Consider the following 18,367-nt stretch of genomic DNA (forward strand, 5'->3'; position numbering starts at 1 on the left):
CCCAAAACACCCAAAAACCAATCCCGCCCAAACCCATCCCCAAACAGTCAACGATTTCAGCTATCCTTACCCCCTTCACAACTACCGACCGCCATCACGTGTCCGACGTTCCCCCCAGTCGGTCTTCAAAACCAGAAGACAAGCGCGGCTTTTTGCAAAAGCTGGCTGAAATGCTCCACCCCGGTCCCGATTCGAAAGACGAGTTGATCGAGACCCTGGTAGAGGCCCAGGACAATGACGTTATCGGCGCCCAGAGCCGCGAAATGCTCGAAGGCGTTATCCGCATGGCCGACATGACGGCCGGCGACGTCATGGTGGCGGCCCCGCGGATGGATGTGATCAACATCGACGCGCCCTTCGACGAGTTGCTGCACCTGGTGATCGACACCGCCCACTCGCGCTTTCCTGTCTACGAAGGCGAAAAGGAAAACATCCTCGGCATCCTGATGGCCAAGGATTTGCTCAAGCTGCAGCGCGCCCCCGAACTCAATATCAAGGCCTTGCTGCGCCCGGCTGTTTTTGTGCCTGAAAGCAAGGGCCTGAACGACCTGCTGCGCGAGTTCCGCGGCAACCGCAACCACCTGGCCATCGTCATCGACGAGTTCGGCCGCGTTGCCGGCCTCATCACGATTGAAGACGTGCTCGAACAAATCGTCGGCGAGATCGAGGACGAGTTCGACATTGCCGAAGACGACGGCGACATCTTCGGCCTGACCGACCACACCTACCGCGTCAGTGGCGACACGTCGATTGAGCGCGTGAACGAGGCTTTCGCCGTGACGCTGCCCGAAACCGACTTCGACACCATTGGCGGCCTGGTCGCGCATGAGATGGGCCATGTGCCCAAGCGCGGCGAGCACTACGCGCTGGCCGGCCTGCAATTCACGGTGCTGCACACCAAGGGTGGTGCGGTGCGCTGGTTCAAGGTCTCGCCGGTTTCCGCCGGCGCCTGACGACAACAACACACAACAACGAGAGGGCAACCATGGCACGGGACTCCATTCACAGCATGATGTCCCATCTGCCGACCTTGCCCGCGCTGCTCGAACACGCGCGCAACCCGCCGCCGCGCAAGGGCATCTCTCCCCTGCAGATCGTGGTGGTGCTGATCGCCGGCTGCGCGCACGCTGCCAGCATTGCCTGGCCGTTTGAATCGGGTTTTGCGCAGGGCCAGCCGGTGTGGTGGCTGCAGCTGCTGGCGCTTTTCCTGTTCTCGGCGCAAATCGACGCCTCCCGCTCCTGGAAGCGCGCGGCCTGGCTGGGCGGCATCTTTGCCACGGCGATGCTCAGCAGCACCTTCTGGTGGCTCTTTATTTCCATGCACTATTACGGCGGCCTGGCCGCGCCGCTGACGGTGCTGGCCGTGCTGTTGCTGGCGGCCTTTTTGGGCCTGTATTACGCCGCGGCGTCGGCGGCTTTTGTGTTTGTCGCGCCTTACGCCAAGTTCCCGCGCGCGGTGGTGTTTGCCTCGGTGTGGCTGCTGGCCGAGCTGGGCCGCGTCGAGTTTTTCACCGGCTTCCCCTGGGGCGAAGGCGGCTACGCGCACGTCGACGGCTGGGCCCGGCCGCTGGCCGCCTGGGTGGGCGTGCACGGCATCACCTTCCTGGCGGCGCTGGCTGCGGCCTGGCTGGCGATGGCCTTGCGCGCAGCGCGCATGCAGTGGGTGACGGCGCTGGCGATCCTGGTTGTCAGTGTGGTCGTGTCTTTCCTGCCGGGGCAGGCCGCCTGGCCCGCCGGGGGCGGCACGGCGCCGGCCGAGCCGCTGCAGGTCACGCTGCTGCAGGGCAACATCCCGCAGAACGAAAAATTCCAGACCGGCACCGGCGTGGTCACCGCGCTGCGCTGGTACGGCGAGCAATTTCGCGATGCCAAAACATCGCTGGTCGTCGCGCCTGAAACCGCCATCCCGCTGCTGCCGCAGCAGTTGCCCGCCGGCTACTGGCAGGCATTGCAATCACGCTTTGCCACCGGGCAGCAGGCTGCGCTGGTTGGCGTGCCGGTGGGCGATTCGCAGGCCGGTTATGCGAACTCGGTGCTGGGCTTCAAGCCCGCCGGGGCTGGGCAGCCGCCGGCCAAAGAGCCCTACCGTTTTGACAAACACCACCTGGTGCCGTTTGGCGAGTTTGTGCCGCCGGGCTTTCGCTGGTTCATCAACATGATGAATATCCCGCTGGGCGACTTCAACCGCGGCGCCGTCGGCCAGGCTTCGTTCGAGTGGAAAGGCCAGCGGCTGGCGCCCAACATCTGCTACGAGGATTTGTTTGGCGAAGAGCTGGCTGCGCGTTTTATCGACCCGGCACAGGCGCCCACGATTTTTGTGAACGTCAGCAACATCGCCTGGTTCGGCAACACCGTGGCCATCGACCAGCATCTGCAGATCTCGCGCATGCGCGCGCTTGAGTTCAGCCGCCCGATGATTCGCGCCACCAACACCGGCGCCACCGTCATCATCGACCACCTCGGCAAGGTCACGCACTCGCTGGAGCGCCACACGCGTGGTGCGCTGGTCGGCGAGGTGGAGGGCCGGGTTGGCATCACGCCGTATGCCTGGTGGGTGTCGCGCTATGGCCTGTGGCCGCTGTGGGCGCTCGGTCTTGGCGTCGCCGTCCTGGCACTGGCGTTTCGCCGTCGCAGATAACTGGTACACCCCTGTTGAGGCTCACTTCGTGTAGCCTCCTCTCCCCTTCCAGGGGACGGCGCTTGCGGCCTGGCAAAGCCAGTTCCGCGGCGCCTGCTGGCTCAAAGGGTGTCGTGCTCAGTGCGTTGTTGCCATCACGCTGTGCAACAGCTCCGGCAGTATGTCGATCATGCGCAGCGCATCCTGCCCCGGCGGGCTGCTGGTCGCAAAGTACATCTGCAGCGGCGCCTGGGCAAACTCATGCAAGGGCACGGCCGTCAGGGTCGCCGGGTCCAGGTTGCTGGCGGTGAGGAAGTCCACCACCGTCCAGCCCATGCCGCGCTTGACCAGCTCCAGCGCCAGCCGCGAGGTCTGCACCTGCAGCACGGCCGGCGCACTCAGGCCCAGGTGGCGCGCCAGCTCGTCGATCGACTGGCACATCGGGTCTTCGCCCACCAGCCGTATCAGCGGCATGCTGGACAAAAACGACATCGGGTTCTGCCGCCGCGCCCGTACGGCGCGCTGCCAGATCTCGCGCGTGACGGCCAGGTACAGCGGCCCGCTCACCAGCGTCGTGCTGGTCAGCAGCGGATGCGGGTGCTCGTAGAAACCCAGTGCGAAATCCACACTGCGCGTGAGCAGCGCCTGCACCATCTGGTCCTGGTGCAGCGTGCGCACCTCAACGCGCACACGCGGGTGGCGCGCCAGGTGCTTTTCCAGCACCAAGGGTAAAAATTCGTGGCTGACCGACGGGATGGCCGCCAGCCGCACCTGGCCGTCGGCGGCCTGCCGCAGGTTGACTGCGATGCGCTTGAGCCCGTCCAGCTTCTGGTGGATTTGGGAGGATTCTTCAAACAGCACACGCGCCTCCGGCGTCGGCGCCAGCGTGCCTTTGCCGCGGGTAAACAGCTTGTAGCCCAGCTGCAGTTCGGTGTGCGCAATGGTTTTGCTGACAGCCGAGGGCGTGATGCAGATCAGCCGTGCGGCGGCGCTCATGTTGCCGGTCTGCATGACCGCCTGGAAGACTTCGAGTTGCCTGAGGTTCATGGGGCCGTGCTGTTGCCGGAGGGTGTCGGAGGGTGTGAATTTTACTCACACCCCTCGTTACATTAAGCATCGCCGGGCGCCAGCCGCGTGGCTACGATGAGCCACCTCCGGCCCCTTGGCCGAGGCAAATCGCGGCACAGGCAGCGAAAGAGGCTGGCAAACGGGACGGCCTCTTTCGGTTTCCGGTGCCCCGACCTGAATCGATTCCATTTCCTCATACCCTGGGAGACATCACATGCCAATAACATCCACCCTCTTGAAACTGGGCGCCGGCCTCGGCTTCGTGGCCCTGACCACGCTGGGCGCGCCCGCGCTGGCGCAAACCGCTGCCAAACCCAATGTCGTGATCCTGGCCACCGGCGGTACGATTGCCGGCGCCGGTGCTTCGGCCCTGAACAGCGCGACCTACGCCGCCGCCAAGGTCCCGGTCGACAAGCTGCTGGCCGGCTTGCCCGAGCTGGCCAATGTGGCCAACGTGAAGGGCGAGCAGGTCTCGCAAATCGCGTCTGAAAGCTTTACCAACGACAACCTGATGAAGCTGGGCAAGCGCATCTCGGCGCTGGTCAAGCAGGCCGATGTCGACGGCATCGTGGTGACCCACGGCACCGACACGCTGGAAGAAACCGCCTACTTCCTGAACCTCGTGATCCGCACCAGCAAACCCATCGTGGTGGTCGGCTCCATGCGCCCGGGCACGGCGCTGTCGGCCGACGGCGCGCTGAACCTGTTTAACGCCGTGAGCGTGGCCGCCAGCAAGGATGCCGCCGGCAAGGGCGTGCTGGTCACCATGAACGACGAGCTGCAGAGCGGGCGCGACGTGGCCAAGATCATCAACATCAAGACCGAGGCCTTCAAGAGCCAGTGGGGCCCGCTGGGCATGGTGGTGGAGGGCAACAACTACTGGTTCCGCGCGCCGGTGAAGCGCCACACCGCGCAGTCCGAGTTCAACATCGACGAATTCGAGGCGCTCGCGCCGGTCGACATCGTCTACGGCTACGGCAACGTGCCGCGCGCCACGGTCGATGCCGTGGGCAAGACGGCCATCAAGGCGCTGATCCACGCCGGCACCGGTAACGGCTCCGTGGCCGACCGTGTGGTGCCTGCGCTGCAGGAAGTGCGCGCCAGGGGCATCCAGGTGGTGCGCTCTTCGCGTGTGCCTGAAGGCTTTGTGCTGCGCAATGCCGAGCAGCCCGACGACAAATACGACTGGGTGGTTGCGCATGACCTGAACCCGCAAAAAGCCCGCATCCTGGCCGCCGTGGCGCTGACCAAAAACCTGGACAGCAAGGAACTGCAGCGCGTGTTCTGGCAGTATTGAGCTTTCCGCTCTTCATGACCAAAAGGCGATGCCGGTAACGGCATCGCCTTTTTTTATGGGCGCGGCAAGGCGGCGCAATTTACAGCTGGCTCATGCCGCCGTCGACGATCAGTTCTGTGCCGACGATAAAGGCAGCGTCGGGTGACGACAGGTAGACCACGGCGCTGGCCACTTCGTCCGGCGTGCCGAAACGCTTGAGCGGAATTTGCGCCTGGATGCCGGCGGCCAGGGCGCCCAGCTGGTCGGCGGGCACGCCCAGCTTGCCGTACAGGGGCGTCGTCACCGGGCCGGGGCTCACCACATTGACGCGGATGCCGCGGCCGACCAGCTCGGCCGACAGCGTCTTGGCCAATGAGATCAGCGCGGCCTTGCTGGCGGCATAGACGCTGGAGTTGGGCATGCCGATGTGCGCGTTGATGGAGCCGTTCAGGATGATGGCGGCGCCCGTGTTCAGCAGCGGCGACAGCGCCTGGATCGCAAAGAAGGCACCCTTCACGTTGACGTTGAAGGTGTCGTCCCAGAGGGCTTCGTCCACGCCCTCCAGCGGGGCGAATTTGGCCAGGCCGGCGTTGATAAACACGGCATCCAGCGTGATGCCTTCAGCCGTCAGCGCGGCGGCCAGCGCCTTGGCTGAGCCCGCAGCACCGGCGTCGTTGCGCAGCGCGATGGCGCCTTCGCCCAGTTGGGCTTTGGCCTGGTCCAGCGTGGCCTGGTCACGGCCGGTGATGACGACGCGGGCGCCTTGTGCGGCGAATTGCAATGCAGTGGCCAGGCCGATGCCGCTGTTGCCGCCCGTGACGAGCACGGTTTTGTGGGCAAAACGGGGTGTGAAAGAGGCGATGTTCGAGGCAGTCATGTCAGTTTCCTTGAGTCGTTTGTTGAAGTGTTTTTTCGTGTCGGCGGGCCGTCTGGCTTGCCGATGACTCCAATGTAGGATTCATCTTTGTTTAGAAAAAGGCCGTAAAAGTGATTTAATCGTTCATCTTTTATGAATTGATGAGGCCAAAAATGGACCGTCTACGCGCCTTTGAAGTGTTTGCCACCGTGGTGGGCCGCGGCAGTTTTACGCGCGCGGCCGACGCGCTGGACACCTCGCCGGCCAACGTCACCCGCTACATCAATGAGCTGGAGGCCCACCTGGGCACGCGCCTGCTCAACCGCAGCTCGCGCAAGCTCTCGCTCACCGAAAGCGGCGAGGCGCTGTACGAGCGCAGCAAGTCCATCCTTGAAGAAGTCGCCGACGCCGAAGCACTGGCCTCCTCTGCCACGCTGCAGCCGCGCGGGCGCCTGCGCATCAACGCGCCCCTGAGCTTCGGCATCCACCAGCTGGCGCCGCTGTGGCCGCGCTTCATGCAAATCCATCCCGAGGTGGAGCTCGACATCTCGCTCACCGACCGCCTGGTCGACATCGTGGAAGAGGGCTACGACCTCGCCATCCGCATCTCGCGCGCGGGCCCCACCACCCACGCGGCGCGCAAGCTGGCCGCCTCCAACAACATCGTCTGCGCGTCGCCCGCCTACCTCAAGCAGCACGGCGCCCCACGGGTGCCCGCCGACCTCGAGGCGCACCGCTGCCTCGGCTACACCTACGCGGCCACCGCCCACGAGTGGCATTTTGTGGACGCCGAAGCGCGCCCGCACATGGTCAGGGTCAACTACGCCATGCACACCAACAACGGCGACACGGCCCGCGCGGCGGCGCTGGCGGGGCAGGGCATCATCTGGCAGCCGGCCTTCCTGATCGGTGAGGATTTGCGCGAGGGCCGGCTGGTGCCGGTGCTGCCCGGCTACCGTATGCCCGACATCGACGTGCTGGCCATCTACCCCAGCCGCCGCCACCTGAGCGCCAAGGTGCGGGTGATGGTGGATTTCCTGGTCGAAGCCTTCAAGGTCGCACCCGTGTGGTATGTACCGCCCAATGCAGCGCCCGACGCGGCAGCGCCCACAGCCGCCCCGGCGCCCGCACGCCGCCGCCGCGTAAAATGAACGGTTTCGCGCCGCCCTGCGGTGCGGTCTTGCTTTCCCGGCGCCGCCTCAGGCGCCGCGCTTTTGTTCTGAACCCATTCCTATGCTCACTTTCCAGCAAATCATCCTGACGCTGCAGTCCTACTGGGACAAGCAAGGCTGCGCCCTTTTGCAGCCTTACGACATGGAAGTCGGCGCCGGCACCTCGCACACCGCCACCTTCCTGCGCGCCCTGGGCCCCGAGCCCTGGAAAGCCGCCTACGTGCAGCCCAGCCGCCGCCCCAAAGACGGCCGCTACGGCGAGAACCCCAACCGCCTGCAGCACTACTACCAGTACCAGGTCGTCCTCAAGCCGGCACCGGCCAACATCCTGGAGCTTTATCTCGGCTCGCTTGAAGCGCTGGGCTTTGACCTCAAGAAGAACGACATCCGTTTTGTCGAAGATGATTGGGAAAACCCGACGCTGGGCGCCTGGGGCCTGGGCTGGGAAGTCTGGCTCAATGGCATGGAAGTCACGCAGTTCACCTACTTCCAGCAGGTCGGCGGCATTGACTGCAAACCCGCCACCGGCGAAATCACCTACGGCCTGGAGCGCCTGGCCATGTACCTGCAGGGCGTGGACAACGTCTACAACCTGACCTGGACCGAAGGCCCGGACGGCGCCAAGCTGAGCTACGGCGACGTGTACAAACAAAACGAAGTGGAACAGTCCACGTACAACTTCGAGCACAGCGACGCCGACTTTTTGTTCACCGCTTTCACGGCGCATGAAAAGCAGGCCAAACACCTCATCGACGTGCAACTGGCCCTGCCGGCGTATGAGCAGGTGCTCAAAGCCGCACACAGCTTCAATTTGCTGGACGCCCGCGGCGCCATCAGCGTGACAGAACGCGCCGCCTACATCGGCCGCATCCGCAACCTGGCCCGCGCCGTGGCGCAAAGCTATTACGAAAGCCGCGAACGCCTGGGCTTCCCGATGGCGCCGCGCGAATGGGTTGAAAACATGACGAAGAAGGCTGCCTGAAAAAATGACAACGAAGAACCTTCTTGTTGAACTGTTTGTCGAAGAGCTGCCGCCCAAGGCGCTCAAAAAACTGGGCGACGCCTTTGCCGGTGTGCTGTTCGAGCAGCTCAAGGCCCAGGGCCTGACGGCTGCCGATTCGGTGCTCACCGCGTTTGCCTCGCCGCGCCGCCTGGCCGCGCATGTCACGGCTGTGGCCGCAGGCGCCGCTGACAAGGCGGTGTCGCAAAAGCTCATGCCGGTGGCCGTGGGGCTGGATGCGTCGGGCAATGCCACGCCCGCTTTGCTCAAAAAACTCCAGGCACTCGGCGCCGATGCGTCGGCCGTTGCAGGCCTCAAACGCGCGCCGGACGGCAAGGCCGAAGCTTTGTTCTACGACAGCACCGTCAAGGGCGCGACGCTGGCTGAAGGCCTGCAAAAGGCCTTGCTCGAGTCCATCGCCAAACTGCCCATCCCCAAGGTCATGACCTACCAGCTGGCCGACGGCTGGAGCGACGTGAAGTTTGTGCGCCCGGCCCACGGCCTGGTTGCGTTGCACGGCAGCAGCGTGGTGGCCGTCGAGGCGCTGGGCCTGAACGCCGGCAACATCACGCACGGCCACCGCTTTGAAGCGGCCGTGGACCCGGTGGTGTTGAAAGATGCCGACAGCTACGCCGCCACGCTGCAAAAAGACGGCGCGGTGATCGCCAGCTTTGCCGCGCGCAAGGCCGAGATCGTCAAGCAACTCGCCGCTGCGGCCACCAAGGTCGGTGGCGGCGTCAAGGCGATTGACGACGACGCGCTGCTCGACGAAGTGACCGCGTTGGTCGAGCGCCCTAATGTGCTGGTGTGCGAATTCGAAACTGAATTCCTCGGCGTGCCGCAGGAATGCCTGATCCTCACGATGAAGGCCAACCAGAAGTACTTCCCGCTGCTCGATGCCGCAGGCAAGCTCACCAACAAGTTTCTGGTGGTCAGCAACATCAGCCCAACGGACGCCAGCGCGGTGATTGGCGGCAACGAGCGTGTGGTGCGCCCTCGTTTGGCTGACGCGAAATTCTTCTTTGACCAGGACCGCAAGAAAACGCTGGCCTCGCGCGTTGAAGGCCTGGGCAAGGTGGTGTATCACAACAAGCTGGGCACGCAGGGTGAGCGCACACAGCGCGTGCGCGCCATTGCCGAAGCCATTGCCAATCGCATCGACGTCGGACGGGTCGCCGATGTGCAGCGCGCCGCCGAGCTGGCCAAGACCGACCTGGTGACCGACATGGTGGGCGAGTTCCCCGAGCTGCAAGGCACCATGGGCCGCTACTACGCGCTCAACGACGGCCTCAGCGCCGACGTGGCCGACGCGATTGAAGACCATTACAAACCGCGCTTTGCCGGCGACGAGCTGCCGCGCAACACCGTCGGCGTCATCGTCGCGCTGGCCGACAAGCTCGAAACGCTGGTCGGCATGTTCGGCATCGGCAACCTGCCCACCGGCGACAAGGACCCGTTTGCGCTGCGCCGCCATGCGCTGGGCGTGATCCGCATGCTGGTCGAGAAAGACCTGCCTTTGGGCCTGCTGGAACTGGTGCAGGGCGCCCAGCCGGTCTTCGGTGACAAAATTCAGGACGCGTCGATCGCGCTGGTCGATTTCATTTACGACCGCCTCGCCGGCTCCCTGCGCGAGCAGGGTTACAGCGCGCAAGAGGTCGACGCCGTGCTGGCGCTCAAGCCCCAGCGCCTGGGCGATGTGGCCAAGCGCCTGGCGGCCGTGCGTGCTTTTGCCGCGCTGCCTGAAGCGCCAGCGCTGGCTGCGGCCAACAAGCGCGTTGGCAACATCCTGAAGAAGGCAGAAGGCACGGTCGAAGCTGCCGTCAAGCCCGAGCTGCTGCAGGAAGCGGCCGAAAAGTCGCTCGCTGATGCACTGAAGACCGTGGCGCCCAAAGCCGAAGCGGCGTTTGCCTCCGGCGACTACGCGGCTTCGCTGCAGGCACTGGCCGCCCTCAAGGCGCCCGTCGATGCCTTCTTTGATGGTGTGATGGTGAATGCCGAAGATCCCGCGCTGAAGGCCAACCGCCTTGGCCTGCTCGCCACGCTGCACCAGGCCATGAACCGGGTAGCTGACTTGTCCAAGCTCGCGGCGTAAGCTCACAGTCTCAGCCAGGGCCACCACATGAAACTCGTCATCCTCGACCGCGACGGCACCATCAACAGCGACAGCGACGACTTCGTCAAGACGCCGGACGAATGGCTGCCGCTGCCGGGCTCGCTGGAGGCGATTGCGCGGCTTAACCATGCGGGCTGGCATGTGGTGATCGCGTCCAACCAGTCGGGGCTGGGGCGGGGCCTCTTTGACGTGGCTTCGCTCAACGCCATGCACGCCAAGATGCACAAAATGCTGGCGGCTGTCGGCGGGCGGGTGGATGCGGTGTTTTACTGCCCGCACAGCCCGGAAGAAAGCTGCAACTGCCGCAAGCCTTTGCCGGGCCTTTTTGAACAGATTGGTGCGCGCTTCGGCGTGCCGCTCAAGGGTGTGCCCACGGCCGGCGATTCACTGCGCGACCTGCAGGCCGGCGCCGCGGCTGGTTGCGAGCCTCACCTGGTGCTGACGGGCAAGTCAGCCAAAGGGCAGCCCGACGGCCTGCCGGCAGGCACCACGGTGCATGCCGACCTGGCGGCGTTTGTGGATTTTTTGCTGGAGCGCGCAGCCCGCCCGCTGGCGGTGGCGATATAAAAATGATAGCGGCATGCCCTTGTAGCGGCTGGGCTGCAGCCTGAAATGCCTTAAAACTGCGAACAGAACACTTCGCGCCTTTCTCCGATTTCCCAGATTCCCAGACAGCCACGGAAACCTTCACATGCCTTTTATCCGCTCCGTCCTGCACCTTCTCTGGATGGCCGTCACGGTGATCCCGTGGGCCATCTTCGTGATCATTGCCTCGATTTTTGTCAGCAGCACCACCATGTACTGGATGTGCGCGGGCTGGCTGCGCGTGGCGGTCAGCGGCGGCACCTTTTTGCTGGGCATCCAGAACCGCGTCACCGGCATGGAAAACCTGCCCACCGGCAAAACCAGTGCCGCGGTGCTGCTGGTGAAGCACCAGAGCACCTGGGAAACCTTTTGCATGCCCACGCTGATGCCGCACCCGCTGGCTTACGTGTTCAAGAAAGAGCTGCTGTATGTGCCGTTCTTCGGCTGGGCCATGGCGCGCATGGACATGATCCACATCGACCGCAGCCAGCGCGCGCAGGCCTTCAGCAAAGTGGTGGCGCAGGGCAAGCGCCTGATGGCCGAGGGCACCTGGGTCATCATGTTCCCCGAAGGCACGCGCATCCCGCGCGGCCAGAAGGGCGTCTACAAATCCGGCGGCACGCGCCTGGCGATTGAAACCGGCGCGCCGGTGATCCCGATTGCGGTGACTTCGGCCAAATGCTGGCCGCGCAAAGCCTTCATCAAGACGCCGGGCATTGTCGACATCTCCATCGGCAAGCCAATACCCAGCGCGGGCCGCCAGCCGGACGAGCTCATGCGCGAGGTCGAGAACTGGATCGAGGCCGAAATGCGGCGCCTGGACCCCGAGGCCTATGTGGGTGAAACCGCCGCCGCGCCCAATACCTGAGCGGTTCGCCGACCCATACCGCGAGCGCTAAACTGCCATGATGCAACGGCTTCTTCAGTTCACGCTCGACCTGTTTGATACCGCGCCCGCGCCGCCGCCCAAGGCCGCCGTCGGGTCCAAAGCCAAAAAAACCAAGCCAAAAAGGCCTGTAGCCCAAGCGCCGACTGGGCTCCCAGCTATCGAAAACATAGCGCCACCCGAATTCATCGGCCCCCAGCTTCCGGCCCAAACCCTGCAGCAGGCGATGGCGCCGGCCACTTTCCGCCACCCGCGCGCCTCGCGTGAAACCGTGCTGGACGACATCCTGGTGGCCTATGAATTCCGCCGCAGCAAACGCAAGACCATCGGCTTTTCCGCCGGCGCCGACGGCCTCACGGTGAGCGCGCCCAAGTGGGTGCCGCTGTATGAGATCGACAAGGCCGTGCTGGAAAAGTCCGCCTGGATCCTCGCCAAGCTGCAGGAAACCCGCGCGCGCCACGAGCGCATGGAGTCCGCCCGCATCGAATGGAAAGACGGCACCACGCTGCCCTTCCTGGGCGACCAGGTGATTGTGGTGATCGACCCGCGCCATGCCTTCGGCGGCGTCGGCGCCGAGCTCAAAACCCGCCCGGCCGAAGTGCTCTTGCAGGGCCAGGACGCCGCGGACACCGGCATGCTGCCCGGCGTGGCGCAGCTCACGCTGCATGTGGGCCTGCCGCAAAACGCGTCCCCCGAGCAAATCCGCGACGCGGTGCAGGCCTGGCTGATGCGCCAGGCCAAGCGGGTGTTTATCGAGCGCCTGAACCATTTCGCGCCGCAGCTCGGTGTGCAGTGGCACAAGCTGAGCCTTTCCAGCGCCGGCACGCGCTGGGGCAGCGCCAGCGCGGACGGCTCCATTCGCCTGAACTGGCGGCTGATCCACTTCAAGCAGTCGGTGATCGACTACGTGGTGGTGCATGAACTGAGCCATTTGCGCGTGATGGACCACAGCCCGCGGTTTTGGGACACCGTGCGCACCGTGGTGCCCGATTACGCCGAACTGCGCGGCCAGCTCAAGGACGAGGCTATCCCGCGCTGGTGAGCGCGCGGGTGCGTTTGCCGCCCAGGCGCCTGCCAGCTGCGTGAACCCGGTCCGGGTGGATGGATACGCGGGGTCAAAGCCGTACAAGGGGTGGGTTACTTGGTAATATGACAAAAACAATAAAATCATCAAAACCACCAGGGAATCCGGGGAATTGATGCCTCATCCAAAGAGCAACCATGAATGACAACAAGCTGATACTCGTCGTTGAAGACAACCCCGACCACCTGGAGCTGACGGTATTGACGCTGGAGGAGCAGGGCGTGACCGCCGAGATCGCCGTGGCGCGCGATGGTGTGGAGGCGCTCGAATTCCTGTTCGGCCGCGGCGCCCATGCCAGCCGCGATACGCAACGCCAGCCTTCTTTTGTGTTGCTCGACATGAAGCTGCCCAAGCTGTCCGGGCTGGATGTGCTGCGCAGCGTGCGCAGCAACCCCCTCACGGCGCTGGTGCCGGTGGTCATGCTGACCTCGTCCAGCGAGCGCTCGGACATCGTGGCCTGCTACCAGAACGGCGCCAACGGTTTTGTCCGCAAACCGGTGGATTTCGGCGACCTGACCGAAAAGCTCAACCGGCTGCAGGCTTACTGGCTGGGTGTCAACGAATCCATTGCGACCCCCTGAACCCGCTCATGCCCAGTGATGCCCCGGGAGTCCCACATCACCTGGCGCGTTCCTGAAAGACCGGTGCGATGAAGGTTCACATCACGCTGCGGACCCGTCTCGTCATGCTGGTGCTGGCCGCCATTGTTCCGCTGTTCGGCCTGTCCATCATCAAGGCCGTCTACAGCGCCAACACCGCCGTCGAGCGCGCCACCACCAATCTGGAATTCGCCGCCTCGCTGGCGGCCTCCAGCCAGCAGCGCCTGGGCGAGACGGCGCGGCAGGTGCTGACAGCCATCGTCCACGCGCCCGAGCTGCGAAAGGAAGGCCGGGCCCGCTGCGACCTCTACCTGCGCGAGATGGTCCGGCAGTTTCCCCTGTATGCCAACCTGGGCGTCATCAACGCCGAAGGCCAGTCCATCTGCAGCGGCATTGAGAGCCCCCAGTTGGGCTACCTGGGCGACCGCGCCTACTTTCGCGATGCGGTGGCGCAGCGCAAGATGGTGGTCGGTGAGTACATCGTGGGCCGCGCATCGGGCAAGCCCTCCATCACATTTGCGCTGCCGCTGATAGACAGCGACGGGCGCGTTTCCATCGTGGCCTACGCCTCGGTCGATCTGGCCGAGATGGCGAAGTCGGCGGTTGAAATCCAGCTGCCGCCGGGTGCGGCGCTCGGCATTCATGACCGCCAGGGTGTACTGCTGGCCAGCAAACCCGACCTGCCCATCCGCATCGGCCAGAAGGTCGCCAGCCCGGTGCTCCAGAGCGCGATCCAGTCCATGAGCCGGGGCACCAGTGACGGGCCGGATGCAAGAGGGCAGCGCCGGCTCTGGGCCTTCATGCCCAGCAGCCCCGACGTGCGCCAGGCCTTTTTCGTGGCCGTCAGCCTGGACCACAACCTGGTCGTCGGCGGAACGCGCCGGCAACTGGGGCTTGAGCTGGCGGTGCTGGCCCTGCTGGCTTTTCTTGGCGGCTTTCTGGCCTGGCTGATCGGCGGGCGTGCCATTGTGGTGCCCACCCGCAACATCCTGGAGGCGACCAAGCAGATCCAGGACGGCCGGCTGGACGTGCGCATCCCGGCCGGCGCGCCGGACGACCACGGGGAGTTCGCCCGGATATCCAGCGGCTTTAACCGCATGGCCGAGTCCCTGCAAAAACACCGCAGTGCGCTGGAGGGTGAGCTGGCCAACAGCGAGGCCATCCAGCGCAGGCTGCAGGACGCCCAGCGCCTTGGGCGCATCGGTTATTGGCAACTGGACCTGGACACCCACCAGACCTGGTGGTCCGACGAAATCTACGATGTCCTTGGTGTGGATCCGGGCAGTTTCGACAAAAGCCGTGACGGGTTTTTGAACCTGATCCATCCGGCGGACCTCCAGGGTTTCGTGGCCGAGCGCGACATCGCTGTTGAGTCCGGCCAGCCGCTGGACACGGAATTTCGCATTCTTACTGCCGCCGGCGAGATACGCTGGATTCACCTGATCGGCCGGGCGATGAAAGACCAGGAAGGCAGCGACGGCCAGGCGCACCGCCGCCGTTCCGGCGTGCTCCAGGAGATCACCGACCGCAAACATGCAGAGCTGGCCATCGCCCGCAGCACCGAGCTGCTCAACCGCACCGGCGCCCTGGCAAAAATCGGCGGATGGGAGCTGGCGGAGGGTGCCGTCGAGCCCTATTGGTCTGAAGAGATTTACCGCATCCACGACCTCGAGCCCGGAACGCCCTTGAAGCTGGACGAGGCTTTCAACTTCTTTGAGCCGGACGCCCAGGCGACGATCCGGGCCGCGGTGCAGGCGGCTTTCCGCGACGGCACGCCCTGGGACCTTGAGCTGCCGATGACCACCGCCGCCGGCCGGCGCATCTGGGTGCGCATACAGGGCCAGGCGCTGCATGAAAGCGGCAAGAACGTCAAACTCGTCGGCGTGCTGCAAGACGTGACCGGGCAGCACGAGGCGCAGGCTCACCTGCGCCTGCTGGAAGCCGCCGTGGGCCGCCTTAACGACATCGTGCTCATCACCGAGGCCGAGCCCTTCGACGAGCCGGGCCCGCGCATCGTTTTTGTCAATGACGCCTTCGAGCGCCGCACCGGCTACACCCGCGCAGAGGTGATAGGCCAGTCGCCGCGCATTCTTCAGGGGCCGAACACCCAAAGGGCCGAACTCGACCGCATACGGGCGGCGCTGCAAAAGTGGCAGCCGGTGCGCGCCGAACTCATCAACTACACCAAGGCCGGTGACGAGTTCTGGCTGGAGCTTGACATCGTTCCGCTTGCCGACGCCAAAGGCTGGTTCACGCACTGGGTGGCGGTGGAGCGCGACATCACGCAGCGCAAGCTGGCCGAGCAGGCGCTGGTGCAAAGCGAGCAGCGTTATGCGGCCCTGTTTGAAACGGCGCCGGTGCCGATGTGGGTGTTTGATGCCGATACCGCCCGCTTCCTGAACGTCAACAAGGCGGCCGTCGACAGCTACGGCTACCCGGCCGAAGAGTTCCTCTCGATGTCCTTGTTCGACATCCGGCCGGAGTCCGAGCATCCGCGCCTGGTGCGCCAGCTGCAAGACGATTCGGTCGAGCGGCGCGGGCAGTGGAAGCACAAGAGGAAGGACGGCTCGCTGTTCCCGGTGAGCGTGATGTCCCGGCCCATCCAGTACGCCGGCAAACCGGCGCGCTTTGTGGTGGCGCTGGACATCACGGCGCAGCTCAAGGCCGAGCGCGATGTGCAGGAGCACCTGTTTATCCTGCAGCGCGCGGCCGACGCGGCCCAGGCTATCACCTGGCACCAGACGCTGGAAGGCACGATGCACGAAGTGGCCGAACAGGCCAGGGGCGTGGTCGGCGCGCACCAGGCCATCGTCAGCCTGACGGTGAGCAACGACTGGGCGCAGGCCATCAATGCGCTGTCGCTGTCCGACAAATACGCGAAATACCGCGACCTGATCGAGCCGCCCGACGGCACCGGCATCTACGCGCTGGTCTGCCAGTCCAACCGCTCCATGCGCATGACGCAGGCCGAGCTGGAAGCGCATCCGCGCTGGCGCGGCTTTGGCAGCTATGCCGACAAGCACCCGGCGATGCGGGGCTGGCTGGCTGTGCCGCTGACCGGGCGCGACGGGAAAAACATCGGGGTGATGCAGCTCTCGGACAAATACGAAGGCGAATTCACGCAGCAGGATGAATACGTTGCGCTGGAGCTGTCCCAGCTTGCGTCCATCGCCATTGAAAATGCCCGCCTGCTGGAGGAAGTCAGCGAACTCAACACCGGGCTGGAGCAGAAGGTGGCAGAGCGCACCGTCGCGCTGGAGCGCCAGCAGGCCCTGTTCCAGGCCCTGGCCGAGCAGGCGCCCCAGGTGGTGTGGACGAGCGACCCCAACGGTGCGGCCACCTACTTCAACCGCGCCTGGTTTGACCTGGTGGGCGGCGAATTCGCCGACTGGGCGGGCAATGGCTGGTTCGCCGTCATCCACCCGGACGACCTGCCGGACGTACGTGAAAAATGGAAGGCGGCTTTGGCCGCCCAAGCCCCTTATGCCGGCATACGGCGCTTGCTGGCCAAGGACGGCAGTACCCACACCATGTCCTACCGGGCGTCGCCGGTGCTCGACGAGCAGGGTGGGGTGGCGTTCTGGGTCGGCATCGATGCCGACATCACGGAGGTCAAGGCGATTGAAGCGGCCTTGCGGCTGTCCAACCAGGAGCTGGAGGCATTTTCCTATTCCGTCTCCCATGACCTGCGCTCCCCGCTCAACACCGTGGACGGTTTCAGCCGCCTGCTGGCCAAGCAGCTGCAGGGCCGGCTGGAGGGCGGTGCGGGTGAAAAGGTCGCGCATTACCTCTCGCGCATCCAGGCCGGTGTGGGCCAGATGGGGCAGCTGATTGAAGACCTGCTGTCGCTGGCGCAGGTGTCTCGCGCGCCGCTGACGCATAAAGAGGTCGTCGACCTCTCGGCCCTGGCCCGCAGCATCCTGGACGAATGGCAGGCGCGCCATCCCGACCGCAAGGCGGTGATCCATATCGAAAAGGGCCTGAAGGCCAACGGCGACAGCCGGCTGCTGCGCGTGGTGATGGAAAACCTGCTGGGCAATGCCTGGAAGTTCAGTGCCCAGCAAGCCGTCACCGAGATCACCGTGGGCCGCCAGCTGGATGCGGCCGGCCTTCCCGAATTTTTTGTCCGTGACAACGGCGCCGGTTTTGACATGGCGTATGCCGACAAGCTCTTTGTTCCCTTCCAGCGCCTGCATGCCGCTGCGGAATTTCCCGGCACCGGCATCGGGCTGGCCACCGTCAGCCGGGTTGTCAAAAGGCATGGCGGCCGGCTGTGGACCGAGGCGGCGCCCGGCAAGGGGGCGACGTTTTTCTTTACCCTGCCCAAGGCGCCGAAGGCCCCATGACACCGCGCAAGAAGGTTTTTTTCAAGGCATTTGTCCCCTGTTTGAGGGACAGACAGAACACCCCCTTTCAGGCATAACTGATTAAAATGAGAAAAATGAAAAAATCAATTCGCCTTGCTATTTGCCATGCCGCGTGAACCCCGGTCCTTTGAGGCTGCAATCACGGCGGCGGATTTCTCGAGTGAGGACTACTGCGGCACGAGCTATGCGGCCAAGCTGCTGGGGCTTTCCGTGGCCACGGTGCAGTCCCTGGTCGAAAAAGGCGAGATCGAGGCGTGGAAGACGCTGGGCGGCCACCGCCGCATCGCGCTGAAGTCCATCAACGCCTACCTGGCCAAAAACAGCCCGCAACTCAACCGCGTCGACACCGACCCCAAGCACCGCCTGCGCGTGCTGATGGTCGAAGACGACGAAGCCACCCGCGAGTTGTACCGCTGCCAGTTTGAAGACTGGGACCTGCCCGTCGACTGCACCTGGATGCCATCCGCGCTGGAAGCCATGATGGACATTGCCAGCATGCGGCCCGACCTTTTGATCACCGATTTGTCGATGCCCGGCGTAGACGGCATCGAAATGCTCAAGACCCCTCAAGCGCAATCAGCAACTGGCCGACATGCAGATCGTCGTGATCAGCGGCCTGGCGCCCGAAGCCGTGGCGGCGCGCGGAGGCCTGCCGCCGCATGCGCACCTGCTGCAAAAGCCGGTGAATTTTGATTGGCTGCACGGCTACCTGACGGCGCTGTTAACGGCAAATCGCAAATGGAG

General features: G+C 64.6%; 14 protein-coding genes. 12 read left to right on the forward strand and 2 right to left on the reverse strand.

The window, feature by feature from the left end; all coding sequences use genetic code 11:
- The first annotated feature begins 170 nt into the window (after positions 1–170).
- Positions 171–953, forward strand: coding sequence for an HlyC/CorC family transporter (locus tag DT070_RS09130; protein ID WP_369973950.1), 783 nt, complete (start codon positions 171–173; stop codon positions 951–953).
- A 32-nt stretch (positions 954–985) separates the two neighbouring features.
- Positions 986–2,638, forward strand: coding sequence for an apolipoprotein N-acyltransferase (gene lnt / locus DT070_RS09135; RefSeq protein WP_122955102.1), 1,653 nt, complete (start codon positions 986–988; stop codon positions 2,636–2,638).
- Positions 2,639–2,755: 117 nt separating this feature from the next.
- On the opposite strand, the gene DT070_RS09140 is transcribed toward lnt, so the two are convergent.
- Positions 2,756–3,664: a LysR family transcriptional regulator gene (locus tag DT070_RS09140; RefSeq protein ID WP_122955103.1), complete on the reverse strand. Its 909-nt coding sequence runs from the start codon at positions 3,662–3,664 to the stop codon at positions 2,756–2,758.
- Between the two features lie 235 nt (positions 3,665–3,899).
- Between DT070_RS09140 and DT070_RS09145 the strand changes: the two genes are divergently transcribed.
- Positions 3,900–4,982 (forward strand): asparaginase, encoded by a 1,083-nt coding sequence (locus tag DT070_RS09145; protein ID WP_122955104.1) that lies wholly within the window; start codon positions 3,900–3,902, stop codon positions 4,980–4,982.
- Positions 4,983–5,061: 79 nt separating this feature from the next.
- On the opposite strand, the gene DT070_RS09150 is transcribed toward DT070_RS09145, so the two are convergent.
- Positions 5,062–5,838 (reverse strand): SDR family oxidoreductase, encoded by a 777-nt coding sequence (locus DT070_RS09150; protein ID WP_122955105.1) that lies wholly within the window; start codon positions 5,836–5,838, stop codon positions 5,062–5,064.
- Between the two features lie 152 nt (positions 5,839–5,990).
- On the opposite strand from DT070_RS09150, the gene DT070_RS09155 reads away from it, so the two are divergent.
- The 9 genes from DT070_RS09155 (at position 5,991) to DT070_RS09195 (ending at position 18,316) form a co-directional block, all read left to right on the forward strand.
- The gene (locus DT070_RS09155; RefSeq protein ID WP_122955106.1) at positions 5,991–6,968 is read left to right on the forward strand and encodes a LysR family transcriptional regulator; all 978 of its coding nucleotides are present in this window, start codon (positions 5,991–5,993) and stop codon (positions 6,966–6,968) included.
- Positions 6,969–7,050: 82 nt separating this feature from the next.
- Positions 7,051–7,971 (forward strand): glycine--tRNA ligase subunit alpha, encoded by a 921-nt coding sequence (glyQ, locus tag DT070_RS09160; protein WP_122955107.1) that lies wholly within the window; start codon positions 7,051–7,053, stop codon positions 7,969–7,971.
- A 4-nt stretch (positions 7,972–7,975) separates the two neighbouring features.
- Complete coding sequence (glyS, locus tag DT070_RS09165) at positions 7,976–10,081, forward strand: glycine--tRNA ligase subunit beta (RefSeq protein ID WP_122955108.1); 2,106 nt, start codon at positions 7,976–7,978, stop codon at positions 10,079–10,081.
- 27 nt (positions 10,082–10,108) lie between these two features.
- Positions 10,109–10,669, forward strand: coding sequence for a D-glycero-beta-D-manno-heptose 1,7-bisphosphate 7-phosphatase (gene gmhB, locus DT070_RS09170; RefSeq protein ID WP_122955109.1), 561 nt, complete (start codon positions 10,109–10,111; stop codon positions 10,667–10,669).
- Between the two features lie 124 nt (positions 10,670–10,793).
- Entirely contained in the window at positions 10,794–11,555 is a 762-nt protein-coding gene (locus DT070_RS09175; RefSeq protein ID WP_122955110.1) for a 1-acyl-sn-glycerol-3-phosphate acyltransferase, read from the forward strand.
- Between the two features lie 37 nt (positions 11,556–11,592).
- Positions 11,593–12,615, forward strand: a complete 1,023-nt coding sequence (locus DT070_RS09180) for a M48 family metallopeptidase (protein WP_122955111.1) — start codon at positions 11,593–11,595, stop codon at positions 12,613–12,615.
- Positions 12,616–12,794: 179 nt separating this feature from the next.
- On the forward strand, positions 12,795–13,238 hold the full coding sequence (locus DT070_RS09185; protein ID WP_122955112.1) for a response regulator: 444 nt from the start codon (positions 12,795–12,797) through the stop codon (positions 13,236–13,238).
- A 68-nt stretch (positions 13,239–13,306) separates the two neighbouring features.
- Positions 13,307–17,602: a PAS domain S-box protein gene (locus DT070_RS09190; protein ID WP_122955113.1), complete on the forward strand. Its 4,296-nt coding sequence runs from the start codon at positions 13,307–13,309 to the stop codon at positions 17,600–17,602.
- Positions 17,603–17,728: 126 nt separating this feature from the next.
- Complete coding sequence (locus tag DT070_RS09195; protein ID WP_228778532.1) at positions 17,729–18,316, forward strand: helix-turn-helix domain-containing protein; 588 nt, start codon at positions 17,729–17,731, stop codon at positions 18,314–18,316.
- The last annotated feature ends 51 nt before the right edge of the window (positions 18,317–18,367 follow it).

The sequence above is a fragment of the Polaromonas sp. SP1 genome (genome assembly GCF_003711205.1).
Taxonomy (GTDB): Bacteria; Pseudomonadota; Gammaproteobacteria; order Burkholderiales; family Burkholderiaceae_C; genus Polaromonas.

Coding starts and splice junctions, on each gene's coding strand:
- DT070_RS09190 (WP_122955113.1), top strand. CDS start 13,307: ATGAAGGTTCACATCACGCTGCGGACCCGTCTCGTCATGCTGGTGCTG.
- DT070_RS09150 (WP_122955105.1), bottom strand. CDS start 5,838: ATGACTGCCTCGAACATCGCCTCTTTCACACCCCGTTTTGCCCACAAA.
- DT070_RS09175 (WP_122955110.1), top strand. CDS start 10,794: ATGCCTTTTATCCGCTCCGTCCTGCACCTTCTCTGGATGGCCGTCACG.
- DT070_RS09130 (WP_369973950.1), top strand. CDS start 171: ATGCTCCACCCCGGTCCCGATTCGAAAGACGAGTTGATCGAGACCCTG.
- DT070_RS09140 (WP_122955103.1), bottom strand. CDS start 3,664: ATGAACCTCAGGCAACTCGAAGTCTTCCAGGCGGTCATGCAGACCGGC.
- glyS (WP_122955108.1), top strand. CDS start 7,976: ATGACAACGAAGAACCTTCTTGTTGAACTGTTTGTCGAAGAGCTGCCG.
- DT070_RS09155 (WP_122955106.1), top strand. CDS start 5,991: ATGGACCGTCTACGCGCCTTTGAAGTGTTTGCCACCGTGGTGGGCCGC.
- DT070_RS09185 (WP_122955112.1), top strand. CDS start 12,795: ATGAATGACAACAAGCTGATACTCGTCGTTGAAGACAACCCCGACCAC.
- DT070_RS09195 (WP_228778532.1), top strand. CDS start 17,729: ATGCCGCGTGAACCCCGGTCCTTTGAGGCTGCAATCACGGCGGCGGAT.
- gmhB (WP_122955109.1), top strand. CDS start 10,109: ATGAAACTCGTCATCCTCGACCGCGACGGCACCATCAACAGCGACAGC.
- glyQ (WP_122955107.1), top strand. CDS start 7,051: ATGCTCACTTTCCAGCAAATCATCCTGACGCTGCAGTCCTACTGGGAC.
- DT070_RS09180 (WP_122955111.1), top strand. CDS start 11,593: ATGATGCAACGGCTTCTTCAGTTCACGCTCGACCTGTTTGATACCGCG.
- lnt (WP_122955102.1), top strand. CDS start 986: ATGGCACGGGACTCCATTCACAGCATGATGTCCCATCTGCCGACCTTG.
- DT070_RS09145 (WP_122955104.1), top strand. CDS start 3,900: ATGCCAATAACATCCACCCTCTTGAAACTGGGCGCCGGCCTCGGCTTC.